This is a genomic window from Ruegeria sp. AF3 (genome assembly GCF_056536285.1).
The window spans coordinates 382,732-395,729 of sequence record NZ_JBQFJM010000001.1 but is presented as its reverse complement, the minus strand read 5'-3'; the positions used below and the strand labels follow the sequence as shown (position 1 = coordinate 395,729).

The window sequence follows — 12,998 nt, the reverse complement described above, 5'->3', positions numbered from 1 at the left end:
AACCGGGGCCTTCTGGATTTATTGCGTGCTTTGATGGATCAGCGGTTTTCGATGTCCACGTAATCGCGCAGCGTCTCACCCAGGTACAGCTGACGCGGGCGGCCGATCTTGTTCTGTGGATCTTCAATCATTTCTTTCCACTGGCTGACCCAGCCAACAGTCCGCGAAAGTGCAAAGATTGGTGTGAACATTGAGGTCGGGAAACCCATCGCCTCGAGGATGATACCCGAATAGAAGTCAACGTTCGGGAACAGTTTTTTGTCGGCGAAATACGGGTCTTCCAGCGCTTCGCGTTCCAGCTCTTTAGCAACTTGCAGTTTAGGGTTGTCTTCAATGCCCAGCAGATCCAGAACCTCGTCGGCCGACTGCTTCATCACCTTTGCGCGTGGGTCAAAGTTTTTGTACACGCGGTGGCCAAAGCCCATCAGGCGGAACGGGTCGTTCTTGTCTTTGGCACGGGCGATGAATTCGGGAATGCGATCTACGGTGCCGATCTCTTCCAACATTTCCAGACATGCCTGGTTGGCGCCACCATGGGACGGCCCCCACAAGCAGGCAATACCAGCGGCGATGCATGCAAACGGATTTGCGCCCGATGACGACGCCAGACGCACGGTGGACGTTGACGCATTCTGCTCGTGGTCTGCGTGAAGCGTTAAGATACGGTCCATCGCGCGGCTGAGGATCGGGTTGACCTCATATTCTTCGGCAGGAACGCTGAAACACATGCGCAGGAAGTTCGACGCATAATCCAAGTCATTGCGCGGATACACGAAGGGCTGCCCCGTGTGGTATTTATAAGCCCATGCGGCGATTGTCGGCATTTTGGCGATCAGGCGATGCGAGGCGACCTCGCGCTGATGCGGGTCCGCGATATCGGTCGAATCGTGATAGAAGGCCGACATTGCGCCGACAACACCGACCATAATGGCCATGGGATGCGCGTCGCGGCGGAAACCACGGTAGAAATACTGCATCTGCTCATGCAGCATGGTGTGGCGGGTGATCGTGGTTTCGAATTTCTCCAGATCTTTTGCGACCGGCAGCTCTCCGTAGAGCAGCAGATAGCAGACCTCAAGAAAGTGCGATTTCTCTGCCAGTTGGTCGATCGGGTAGCCACGGTGCAGCAACTCGCCTTTTTCACCATCGATAAAGGTTATTGTGCTGTCACAGCTTGCGGTTGAAGTGAAACCGGGATCATAGGTGAATACCCCTGCCTGACCGTAAAGCTTCCGAATATCAATGACATCCGGACCGGCGGTCGGGGTATGAACCGGCAACTCATACTCTTTGCCGTGAACGGTCAGAGTGGCTGTTTTGTTGCTGTCTGTCATGGTTATCCCTTCTTCATTCATACGCATGCCAAAGAAACCTCGGGCAGTGCGGGCAACGACTGCGCGCTTTCGCGCAGTCCGGGTGTTAGCGGAGCAGCGTTACCCGTTTATGAAATTCGGGTTATTTCGCTGCTTCTGAAAGCCGCGCCAGGGTTTCATCCCGTCCCAGCACAAGCATCATGTCAAAAACCGAAGGCGTGACGGCCCGACCAGCCAAGGCGGCCCTGAGTGGGCCAGCCAGCTTGCCGAACGTGAGCTCCTTTGACTCGGCAAAGGAATTCAGGGTCTCCTCCAGTTCGTCTCGAGACCAGCTAGCATTTTGCAACTGCGGCGTCAATTCTTCCAGTATACCGTCGGATACAGATGCCAGCGCCTTTGCGGCTTTCTCGTCGGGAACGATTGGGCGTTCCGTCAAGGCAAAGTGAGCCTTTTCAAGGAGTTCAGGAAAAGTCCGCGCCCGATCCTTGAGGCAATACATCGCACGTTCCAAATCACTCGATTGTGAATCTGTCAGGGGTGGTAAAGCAGCTGCGGCCAGGTAGGCTCCGATTTCATGCCGCAGCGCAGCATCCTCAGAAATGGCGATGTGTTGACCACACAGGTTTTCCAGTTTTTTCAGATCAAACCGGGCAGGGCTTTTGCCGATGCCGTTCAGATCAAACCACTCCTTTGCCTGTGCATCAGTAAAGAATTCATCGTCACCATGGCTCCAGCCCAGACGGGCCAGATAGTTGCGCATCCCGGCGGCAGGATAGCCCATGGCCTGATACTCCTGCGCGCCAAGCGCGCCATGGCGTTTGGACAATTTCTTACCGTCTGGCCCGTGGATCAGCGGAATATGGGCCCAGACCGGAACATCCCAGCCCATTGCCTCATAGATCATCATCTGGCGCGCCGCGTTATTGAGGTGGTCATCGCCGCGAATGACATGGGTAACACCCATATCATGATCGTCGACCACCACTGCCAGCATGTAGACCGGTGTCCCGTCGGAACGCAGCAGAACCATGTCGTCCAGTTGGTCGTTGCGAATGGTCACGTCGCCCTGAACCTGATCGCGGATCACTGTTGTACCGTCCTGCGGAGCCTTGATGCGAATGACAAATGGCAGTTCGGGAAGAGCCGAAGGATCAGCGTCACGCCAGGGGCTGCGGAACAGGGTCGACTTGCCCTCGGCCCGCGCCTGTTCCCGAAAGGCGGCAATTTCGTCCTGCGTCGAGAAGCATTTATATGCCTTTCCCTCGGCCAGAAGCTGGTGCGCGACTTCGGCATGCCGGGCAGCTCCTTCGAACTGGCTGATTACATCGCCATCATGATCCAGTCCCAGCCATTCCATACCCTGAAGGATCGCGGTGGTTGCCTCGGGGGTCGAGCGCTCCCGGTCGGTATCTTCGATCCGCAGCAGGAACTTTCCACCACGTCCGCGGGCATAAAGCCAATTGAACAATGCGGTGCGTGCGCCACCGATGTGCAGAAAACCTGTGGGCGAGGGGGCAAAACGTGTGACGACCTGTTCGGACATGTTGAGGATTAACCTTTTGGTAACCGTATCTGGCATAGTTTGACGCCTGTCTAACGAGCCCGAAGGACGGGGGCAACCATGCGTGTTCTTGCACGGGTCGAGGCCGCGCTGCTGCACCAGACAGGGTACCTGTTTCCGTGGACGCCAGTCATGCTGGCAACGGGGATCGGTCTCTATTTCGGTGCCCGGAGCGAGCCTGGCTGGCCGGTATACGCTGGTCTTTCTTGCTTGTTCCTGGCTCTTGTCGTCCTGAGCCGCCGGCTGCCACCGGGGATGGGAGCGTTAGCGACCGGGGGGGCGCTGATTGCGGTCGGTGTCATACTGGCGGGCACTCGCGCCCATATGGTGGCAGAACCGGTTCTGTCCTGGCGGTACTATGGCCCTGTCGAGGGGAGGGTCGTCGCCATGGATCGGTCTGCCTCGGATGCGTTGCGGTTGACGCTCGATCAGGTGCGCGTAGGGGACGTACCGCAGGAGCGCAGGCCGCAACGCATCCGTCTTTCTGTTCATGGCGCAACAGACCCTTTTGCGCCTGGGCAACGGATCATGACCACAGCGCATCTTTCGCCGCCGCAGGGCCCGGTTGAACCTGGCGGGTTCGATTTTCGTCGCCATGCCTGGTTTCAGGAGCTGGGTGCGGTCGGGTATACCCGCGTTCCTGTATTGACGATTGCGCCAGTCAAGGACGGTATTGGCGGTGTTCGAATTACCGCAATCCGAATGGCCATATCGCAGCGAGTGAAACAAATCCTGCCCGGAGAAATCGGTGGGTTTGCCGCTGCCGTCACCACAGGTGATCGCAGTGGTATGGGGCAGGAGACGCTCTTGTCCCTGCGCGCGTCGAACCTGGCGCATTTGCTTGCCATTTCCGGGCTTCACATGGGGTTACTGACGGGTTTTGTTTTCGTGGCCTGCCGTATTGGTTTGTCACTGATCCCCTTCGTGGCGCTGCGGTTACCTGTCCGAAAAGTTGCGGCTGTGCTCGCGCTGATCGCGGCGACGATTTATTTGCTGTTGTCCGGCGGGAATATCGCAACCGAACGCGCCTATGTCATGGTCAGTGTCATGCTGGGGGCCGTGTTGATCGACAGGCGCGCGATCTCGTTGCGTGCGGTTTCCGTTGCTGCGCTGATCGTTCTGGTTCTTTGGCCCGAGTCGCTGCTGAGTCCGGGGTTTCAGATGTCCTTTGCGGCAACGACAGCCCTGGTTGCCGTCTTCGGCGCATTGCAACAGGTGGGTCCGTTACCCGGCCCGAATTGGTTGAAACCGATTGCTGGTGTGGTGATGTCCTCGGCGATAGCCGGGCTTGCCACGGCCCCAATTGGCGCTGCGCATTTCAATACGATGTCTCACTATGGATTGCTGGCGAACCTTCTGTCCGTACCCGTCATGGGCTTATTAGTTGTGCCTGCGGCGGTTGTCGCCGCACTGGCCGCCCCATTTGGATTGGAGGCTTTTCCGCTGACCGTTATGGGCTGGGCGCTGCATTGGATCTTGGGGGTGTCAAACTGGGTGTCGCACCTGGACGGTGCTCAGGGTTTCGTAGTTAGCCCGCCCTGGTATGTATTGCCACTTGTTGCTGTTGGTGCTTTGTGGCTGGCCTTGTGGCAAGGGCGCGCGCGTTGGTACGGTGTCGGGCCCGTCGTTCTGTCATTTCTGCTTTGGAACTCGGGCCACAGGCCAGATGTTCTGATCGCAGAAAACGGGGGGTTAGTCGGCGTGATGACCGCTCAGGGCCGGGCTTTGAGCAGAAGCAAAGGCAGCGGGTTTGTTGCCAGCGTCTGGCTTGAGAATGACGGTGACGGTGCCGATCAGATCGCGGCAGCAGGCAGATGGCCGGACAGCAGCACCGTTCAGCGGTACCCATATCAGGATATGGAAATCATCCATATCTCGGGCAAAAAGGCCGCGCACGCGTTCGACGAATGCAAGAACAACCAGATCATTGTTTCGACAGTTGCGCTGACCCTTGAGGGAGCGTGCGCCGTCTTCGATCCGGATCACCTGACCGAAACCGGCAGCCTGTCATTGTCGGACGGAAAGTTGACTTCAAGCGCGGAACTGACAGGTCACAGGCTCTGGTCCCCGAAGCCCGTCGGGGACCGTCGTTTGAATCCGGATCAATAGGTTCGGATCAGACCGACTAGGCGACCCTGAACCTTGACCTTTTCTTCAGGTAGAACGCGCGTCTCATAAGCCGGGTTGGCCGCTTCGAGAGCAATAGCGTTGCCGCGGCGGAAAAAGCGTTTCAGCGTCGCTTCCTGATCTTCTACCAGTGCAACCACGATATCTCCGTTATCAGCAGTCGCGGTTTCGCGGATGACAACCACATCACCGTCATTGATGCCCGCGTCGATCATCGAGTCACCGCGAACCTCAAGCGCATAGTGCTGGCCTTTCCCGGAAACCATGGGGCCGGGGACCGCCACGTGATGTGACACGTGACTGATCGCTTCAATAGGGACACCCGCCGCGATCCGGCCCATCACCGGCAATTCCAACGCGTCCACCGCAACCGGTTCAATATTGGCCGGGCGGGGGCCTTTGGGCCGGTCACCTTCGATCACGCGGGGTGAAAATCCGGCAGTTGGTTCACCGCCAAGGCTTTCAGGAAGTTTCACAATTTCAATCGCGCGGGCACGATGCGCGAGGCGACGGATAAAGCCGCGTTCCTCCAGCGCAGTGATCAGCCTGTGGATGCCGGATTTCGACCGCAGGTCAAGCGCGGCCTTCATTTCATCGAAACTGGGCGGAACACCGTCCGCCTGCACGCGTTTTTGGATGAATTTCAACAAATCCAATTGCTTCTTGGTCAGCATTGCTCACACCTCGTCGCTCATGCGTTTTCTTTTGTTCTACGCATGTTCACGTTTTGTGTCAATGAATTTGGGCGAAGCTCAGATCGGCAGGTATCGAACCGTTTCCCCGGCCTTGCGGGCGGGGTCGTTCGGGGGACGGACCAAAAGGGCGTTTGCCTGCGCCAGAACGCTGAGCAGAGAGCTGTCCTGATCTGCACAGGCCTGGATACCCGTTTCGCTTAGAACCGCACGCATGTAATGCTCGCGCGGGCCGTTTTGTGACAGTGGTTCGGTCAACCGGGCAGAGTGAAAGGGTGGCAGAACCATTTCCAGCCCCAGCATCCGCCGCACCATCGGGGCAAGGAACAGATAGCCACAGACCATCGCGCTGACCGGGTTCCCCGGAAGCCCGACCATCGCGGTGTCACCCATGCGACCAGCCATCAGAGGTTTTCCGGGGCGCATTCGGATCTTGTAGAAAGACCGATCCATCCCCAGCCCCTGCGAAACGTCAGACACAAGGTCGTAGTCCCCAACCGACGCACCGCCAATCGTCACGACGAGATCGGCCCCTCGTGCCAGGTGAAAAGCCGTTTCAAGTGATGAGACCGTATCCCGTGCAATCGGAAGGACACGAACCACAGCACCGAGCCCCTCAAGCAATGCCCGCAGTCCAAACGTGTTTGACGCGATAATCTGGTCCGGTCCCGGTTCTTCGCCGGGCATGACAAGTTCGTCGCCGGTCGAGATCAGGGCAATGACGGGTTTTCGAGAAACCGGGACCCGCGCGACATTCATCGCAGCCATCAGTGCAATGTCTTCGGCGCGGATCAAACGCGGTGCCGTGATGGGAGTGCCTGTCATAAAATCCACACCGGCAGGGCGGATGTTCGTTTTGGGGCCGGGGTCGTCTGTGATCGTGATCAGATCGCCACGCCGGTCGGTATCTTCCTGAATCACAACGAAATCCGCGCCCTCGGGAACCGGAGCGCCGGTAAAGATACGCACGGCCTGACCGGGGCCCACCGAGCCGTCGAAACGACGACCCGCAGCGGATTCGCCCACCACTTTGAACATGGCATGAAGCTCGACTTCGTCGGCTTTGACGGCATAGCCATCCATCGAAGATGCCGCAAATGGCGGCTGGTCGCGCGCTGCCACAACCTCGTGCGACAGAACACGTCCCGCAGACTGGGCCAGGGGAACCTGTTCCGAAGGTAGAGGGCCGACAAGATCGAACAGCAGGGCGCGCGCTTCTTCGACGGTAATCATTTCGCCTCGTAACGTCCTGATTTTCCGCCGTCTTTAAGACTTAAATGAATGCCGCCAATTTCCATCGCTTTGTCGACGGCTTTGGTCATGTCGTACACAGTCAAGGCCGCGGTGGAAACGGCGGTCAGGGCCTCCATCTCAACTCCGGTTTGACCTGACGTTTTGACCGTTGCTTCGATCTGAACTCCCGGCAGATCCGGGTCGAGGGTCAGTTCAACGGCAACCTTAGTTACTGGCAAAGGATGGCAGAGCGGGATCAGATCCGGCGTCTTTTTTGCACCCATGATGCCGGCCAGGCGGGCAACGCCCAAAACATCGCCCTTAGCGGCGCGTTGTTCTGAAATGATTTCATAGGTTTCCGGTGCCATCTTAACGTGACCCACAGCCACGGCTAAACGATCTGTGACCTCTTTGCCCGAGACGTCGACCATATGCGCCTGACCTTGAGCATCGAAATGGGTCAGCGGCATCACATCACTCCGGGGATAAGCGGATTGGACAGGATGTGGCGGGTGGCCGCTTCGACATCGTCCTGGCGCATCAGGCTTTCGCCGATCAAAAAGCACCGGGCGCCATAGCGCGCAATATCCCGCAAATCTTCTGGCGTACCCAACCCGCTTTCGCACACGATAGTACGGTCTGCCGGTACCAGTTTGGACAAGCGCCGAGTCGAATCAAGAGTGGTTTCGAAGGTCTTGAGATTGCGGTTGTTTATGCCGATCAAAGGACTTTTCAGTTGGGCTGCGCGTTCAAGCTCGGCTTGGTCGTGAACCTCAATCAGAACGTCCATCTCCCAATCGAAAGCGGTTTGTTCCAACTCGGCTGCCTGATCATCGCTGACGGATGCCATGATGATCAGAATACAGTCGGCTTCCAAAGCACGTGCCTCGACCACCTGATAAGGGTCATACATGAAATCCTTACGCAAAGCGGGCAGAGATGTCGCGTTACGCGCTTGTGTTAGATATTCCTTGGCACCCTGAAAGCTCGGCGTGTCGGTGAGCACGGACAAACACGTAGCACCGCCTTCTTCATAGGCCTTGGCCAAGGCAGGCGGATCAAAATCTGGCCGGATCAAACCCTTGGAGGGGCTGGCTTTCTTGACCTCGGCAATCAGGCCGTAACCTTGCCGGGACGCAGCTTGAAGAGCTGCGGCAAACCCGCGGGTTTCCGAAGCTGCGCGTGCTTCACTTTCTAGCGTTTCCAAGGACTTCTGAGCCTTGTCTGCTGCGATTTCTTCCAGTTTGTAGGCTTTGATCTTGTCCAGAACGGTTTCGGTCATGCGGCCTCCTGAGTCTTGGCGGCCAAGGCCGTGATTTTGTTTTTGGCTTCACCGCTGTCGATGCTGTCGGCGGCCATGGCCACGCCTTCGCGCAGATCACTTGCAGCGTCGGCGACAACCAATGCGGCGGCAGAGTTCAGCAACACGGCGTCACGATACGCTGACCGAGCGCCGTCCAGCAGCGCACGAAATGCGATGGCATTTTCTTCAGGGGTTCCGCCGAGGATGTCTTCGAAAGGGTGCACAGGCAGGCCAGCATCCTCGGGGTGCAGCTCGACCTCTTTGATCACGTCATCTTCTAAAGCGGCGACCCAGCTGATACCGGTGATCGTCAATTCGTCTGTCCCGTCTGATCCATGCACCAGCCACGCGCGATCTGACCCCAGCAAGCCGAGTGTTTCAGCCATGGGGCGGATCAACTCGCGGCTAAAGGCGCCAGTCAGTTGCCGTTTGACACCGGCAGGGTTGGTCAGTGGGCCAAGGATATTGAAAATCGTGCGCGTTCCCAGCTCCTGCCGCGAAGGCATAACATGCGCAATGGCCGGGTGATGCATCGGCGCCATCATGAATCCGATCCCGACATCTTTCAATGCGCTTTCAACGACTTGCGGGCCAACCATGACGTTGATGCCCATTTGACCCAATGCATCCGCTGCGCCTGATTTAGAACTTAGGTTGCGGTTGCCGTGTTTGGCGACTGTCACGCCAGCGCCTGCGACGACAAAGGCCGTCGCGGTCGAGATATTCAGAGTACCTTTTCCGTCCCCGCCCGTGCCAACGATGTCGATCGCCCCTTCGGGGGCCCGCACGGCATTGCACTTGGCGCGCATGACAGCCGCGGCCGCGGCATATTCATCAACCGTTTCCCCCCTCGTGCGCATGGCCATCAACAGCCCGCCAATCTGGCTTGGCGTGGCTTCGCCGTTGAACAGGATGCCAAAGGCAGTCTCGGCCTCTTTACGGGTCAGCGGACGATCGGCGGCTGCTCCGATCAACGGTTTCAGCGCGTCGCTCATGCGGGGACTTTCAGTTCTTGCAGGAAGTTCTTGAGAAGGGCGTGACCATGCTCGGAAGCAATCGATTCAGGGTGGAACTGAACACCGTGAATAGGCAGTTCCTTGTGTTGCAGCCCCATGATCGTGCCGTCTTCCAGCTCGGCTGTGATCTCAAGACAGTCGGGCAGCGTCTCACGCTCGACCACCAGCGAATGGTAGCGTGTGGCTTCAAAGGGCGATGGAAGGCCAGCAAAGACGCCTTTTCCGGTGTGGTGCATGATGCCCATTTTGCCGTGCACAATTTCGTGGCACCGAACCACCTTGCCACCGAACGCCTGTCCAATGGTCTGATGCCCAAGACAAACCCCCAAAAGGGGTGTTTTGGTCTCGGCCGCCGCTTCGGTCAGAGCCAGACAGATGCCCGCCTGATCTGGGTCGCAGGGGCCGGGACTTAGCAGGATCCCAGCCGGGTTCATGGCCATTGCTTCTTGCACATCCAGCGCATCATTGCGGCGAATGACCATTTCGGCACCAAGTTCGCCCAAATAATGTACCAAATTGTAGGTAAACGAGTCGTAGTTGTCGATCAGCAGCAGCATATGGGCACTTATCTTCGCTTGGGCATTTCGGGCTGGCGATGCAACCCCGGGCCACGGTATAATGTCCGCACATACATGCTCAGGCTTGGACGGCAGCGTCAAGAGGACATACGGTTTCTGACGCCTCCAATTGACCGAGCGCCACACCAGATGGCGCAGAGCAGGGCGAGGCAGGGAAAAGAGGCGAAAGGCAGGAAATATGGGCGGATTTTTCGGAGGAATGGTCGCAGGGGCGATCGTTGTTTTGATCTTGGGTGCGGTCGTGTCGCTCAACACGCCGATGGTCAACACACCGGTTGTTGCGACCGAAGCACCAGCGCCGACGATTTCAGAAACACCAGAGGCGCCTACTGAACTTGCCGAGGATGTTTCTGATGCCGATCTGGTGGAACTGGCCCCGCGTGCGCCAGAAGCCGCCGATAATGCCAGCGAAGATCTGGCCGATTTGTCCGGGTTGGAAGCGTCATCCGAGCCGCAGCCCGAGGTTGGCAAAGCGGCTGAGGCCCCGAACGAGCCCGCTGCATCGGTCGCGACCGAAGTGTCTGTCATGACCGAAGCCCCCGCTGCGCCGCCCGAGCCCAGCAAGGTGCCCGCAGTTCAGCAGGAACAGTCCTTGCCGGTTGTAATTGATGAAACGCCCGCACCTCCATTCGAGCCTGACACAACCGAGGTCGCGGTTCTTGAGCCCGAACCAAATCCGTTGCCACAGGTCGAGGCTGATCCACAAACAAAAGACACTACGACTGATAATTCATTTGAAAGCAGTCCGATTGCGGTGGAAGGGGATGAAGATACCTTGCCCCGTGAGCTTCCGCGTATTGCTGCGCTGCCTCAGATCGGGGGAGAACAGGAAGAAAGTGCCAGTTCGATTGTCGGAAAACGTATCCTGCCGTTGACGGAACGCGATGATGAGCCTGTTGCAGAACAGGCGATTTCCGAACAGCCATCTGTGGAAAAACCGATTGAACGTTTTGCCGCCAAGTTCGAGAACCCGGAATCTAAGCCGCTGATGTCGATCATTCTGATTGATGACGAAGGCGCGTTCGGCGCCGAAGCGTTGCAGGATTTCCCTTACCCGATCAGCTTTGCCGTGAACCCTTCTGATCCGGATGCGGCGGAAAAGATGGCACGGCACCGCGCGGCTGGGTTCGAAGTTCTGGCCCTTGCGGACCTGCCCGAAGCCGCGAGTGCGCAGGATGCCGAAGTTTCCCTGTCCGTGTGGCTGGATACATTGCCTGAAACAGTGGGTATTCTGGAAGGCGTGAACAGTGGCATTCAGGGAAACCGCAAGCTGGCCGATCAGGTCGCGGCAATTGCTGCCGGAACCGGACGCGGGTTGATCACACAGGACAATGGGCTGAATACTGTCCAGAAGTTGGCGGTTCGCAATGGCATTCCGTCCAGCGTTGTGTTCCGCGATATCGATGGGGCGCGACAGGATCCCAGAATCATGCGCCGGTTCCTGGATCAGGCCGCGTTCCGGGCAGGTCAGGAAGGAACCGTTGTCATGCTGGGGCGGGTGCGGCCCGAGACAATCTCGGCCCTGTTGCTGTGGGGTCTTGAGGATCGCGGCAGCCGGGTAGCGATGGCGCCGATCTCGGCCGTCTTGATGAAACAGGTACAGTGACAGCTTGAAACAGGGCGGTGATCAATTGATCAGCCGCCCTTGTTTTTTTAACTGTTGCCGTTTCCGGTGAACCGAGCGGCATCTTCCGCCGCGCGCCGTATGGCGTTTGACTTATGAACAGTCTCCATGAACTCGGCCTCGGGGTCGCTGTCATAGACAACACCGCCACCAGCCTGAATATAGAGTTTCTGATCCTTCACGATGGCCGTGCGCAGGGCAATGCACATGTCCATGTCACCGCCTGCGCTGAAATAGCCAACACCACCGCCATAGACGCCGCGTTTTTCCGGCTCAAGCTCGTCAATGATCTCCATCGCCCGCACTTTCGGCGCACCCGAGACGGTGCCCGCAGGCATCCCGGCAAAGAAGGCGTCCAGCGCATCTTTGTCTTCCGCCAACTCACCCACCACGTTCGACACGATGTGCATCACATGGCTGTAGCGTTCGATGATGAACTCTTCGGTCGGGCGGACCGTACCGATTTTTGACACGCGGCCGGTATCATTGCGCCCGAGGTCCAGAAGCATAAGGTGTTCGGCCAGCTCTTTCTTATCGGCCAGCAGGTCAAGCTCGTTCGCTTTGTCTTCCTCGGGGGTCGCGCCACGGGGACGTGTGCCTGCAATCGGGCGAATGGTGACTTCGCTGCCGAACACCCGCACCAAAATCTCGGGGCTGGCCCCAACGACCTGAAAACCGCCGAAGTTGAAGTAGAACATAAACGGCGAGGGGTTGGTGCGCCGCAGCGAACGATAAAGCGCGAAAGGCGGCAGCGGAAAATCCTGCGTCCAACGCTGCGCTGGAACTACCTGGAAGATATCGCCAGCACGGATGTATTCCTTGGCCTTTTCAACCGCTTCCATATAGCCGGATTTGGTGAAGTTCGACACCGGCGCCGCAATTTCGCGCGCGTCGCCCAGATCACGGGTTTCGGCGGGCATCGCACGTTCCAGATCGCGGACCGCATCCATCACACGCTCGGCCGCCTGCGCATAGGCAGCTTTGGCAGATTGACCGTCGCTGGCCCAGGCGGGTGAAACCACCGTCACCTCGCCTTTGACGCCATCCAATACTGCGACAACAGACGGGCGCAACATGATCGCATCTGGCAGTCCCAGCGGATCGGGGTTCACGCCCGGCAAGCATTCGACCAGCCGGACCATGTCATAGCCCAGATATCCAAACAGCCCGGCGGCAGCCTGAGGCAGGTCGTCTGGCAGTTCAATACGGCTTTCGGCTAGCAAGGCACGCAGATTGTCCATCGGATTGCCGTCCTGCGCGGCAAAGGCGTCGGCATCGAACCGCGCCGAACGGTTCAACTCGGACGTTTCACCGTGGCAGCGCCAGATCAGGTCCGGTTTCATGCCGATGATCGAATAGCGGCCACGCACCTCACCGCCCGTAACCGACTCCAGCATGAACGCATCTTTCTGCGCTCCCGTCAGTTTGAGCATTAGCGACACGGGTGTGTCCAGGTCGGCGGCGAGACGTGTGTAAACCACCTGGTTTTCGCCCGCTTCATAGGCGCGCGCGAAGGTATCGAAATCGGGTGTCAGGGCCATCTTGGTCTCG

The 12,998-nt window shown here is 58.2% G+C and carries 11 protein-coding genes; 2 read left to right on the top strand and 9 right to left on the bottom strand.

Annotation, left to right across the window (positions count from 1 at the left end; translation table 11 throughout):
- Window positions 1-38: 38 nt before the first annotated feature.
- Window positions 39-1,334, bottom strand: coding sequence for a citrate synthase (gene gltA, locus ACR3FC_RS01950; protein ID WP_480472976.1), 1,296 nt, complete (start codon window positions 1,332-1,334; stop codon window positions 39-41).
- Window positions 1,335-1,455: 121 nt separating this feature from the next.
- Window positions 1,456-2,856, bottom strand: coding sequence for a glutamate--tRNA ligase (gltX, locus tag ACR3FC_RS01945; RefSeq protein ID WP_480472974.1), 1,401 nt, complete (start codon window positions 2,854-2,856; stop codon window positions 1,456-1,458).
- A 78-nt stretch (window positions 2,857-2,934) separates the two neighbouring features.
- Here gltX and ACR3FC_RS01940 point away from each other — a divergent pair, with 78 nt between their 5' ends.
- A complete protein-coding gene (locus ACR3FC_RS01940; protein WP_480472972.1) occupies window positions 2,935-4,983 on the top strand; it encodes a ComEC/Rec2 family competence protein in 2,049 nt (682 codons plus the stop codon).
- Here ACR3FC_RS01940 and lexA read toward each other — a convergent pair.
- From lexA to ACR3FC_RS01910, 6 genes are all read right to left on the bottom strand, one after another.
- Complete coding sequence (gene lexA / locus ACR3FC_RS01935) at window positions 4,977-5,675, bottom strand: transcriptional repressor LexA (RefSeq protein ID WP_480472970.1); 699 nt, start codon at window positions 5,673-5,675, stop codon at window positions 4,977-4,979. The two genes, ACR3FC_RS01940 and lexA, sit on opposite strands and share 7 nt — an antisense overlap.
- A gap of 78 nt (window positions 5,676-5,753) precedes the next feature.
- Window positions 5,754-6,926, bottom strand: coding sequence for a molybdopterin molybdotransferase MoeA (locus ACR3FC_RS01930; protein ID WP_480472968.1), 1,173 nt, complete (start codon window positions 6,924-6,926; stop codon window positions 5,754-5,756).
- A complete protein-coding gene (gene moaC / locus ACR3FC_RS01925) occupies window positions 6,923-7,396 on the bottom strand; it encodes a cyclic pyranopterin monophosphate synthase MoaC (protein WP_480472966.1) in 474 nt (157 codons plus the stop codon). Before moaC ends, ACR3FC_RS01930 begins: the two co-directional genes overlap by 4 nt.
- On the bottom strand, window positions 7,396-8,208 hold the full coding sequence (gene trpC / locus ACR3FC_RS01920; RefSeq protein WP_480472964.1) for an indole-3-glycerol phosphate synthase TrpC: 813 nt from the start codon (window positions 8,206-8,208) through the stop codon (window positions 7,396-7,398). Before trpC ends, moaC begins: the two co-directional genes overlap by 1 nt.
- Window positions 8,205-9,224 carry an anthranilate phosphoribosyltransferase gene (trpD, locus tag ACR3FC_RS01915; protein ID WP_480472962.1) on the bottom strand — a complete coding sequence of 340 codons (1,020 nt, stop codon included), beginning with the start codon at window positions 9,222-9,224 and terminating at the stop codon, window positions 8,205-8,207. The genes trpC and trpD overlap by 4 nt, the downstream gene beginning before the upstream one ends.
- Entirely contained in the window at window positions 9,221-9,802 is a 582-nt protein-coding gene (locus ACR3FC_RS01910; RefSeq protein ID WP_480472961.1) for an anthranilate synthase component II, read from the bottom strand. Before ACR3FC_RS01910 ends, trpD begins: the two co-directional genes overlap by 4 nt.
- 199 nt (window positions 9,803-10,001) lie before the next feature.
- On the opposite strand from ACR3FC_RS01910, the gene ACR3FC_RS01905 reads away from it, so the two are divergent.
- On the top strand, window positions 10,002-11,429 hold the full coding sequence (locus ACR3FC_RS01905; protein WP_480472959.1) for a divergent polysaccharide deacetylase family protein: 1,428 nt from the start codon (window positions 10,002-10,004) through the stop codon (window positions 11,427-11,429).
- 47 nt (window positions 11,430-11,476) lie between these two features.
- On the opposite strand, the gene trpE is transcribed toward ACR3FC_RS01905, so the two are convergent.
- A complete protein-coding gene (gene trpE, locus ACR3FC_RS01900) occupies window positions 11,477-12,988 on the bottom strand; it encodes an anthranilate synthase component I (RefSeq protein WP_480472957.1) in 1,512 nt (503 codons plus the stop codon).
- Window positions 12,989-12,998 lie beyond the last annotated feature (10 nt).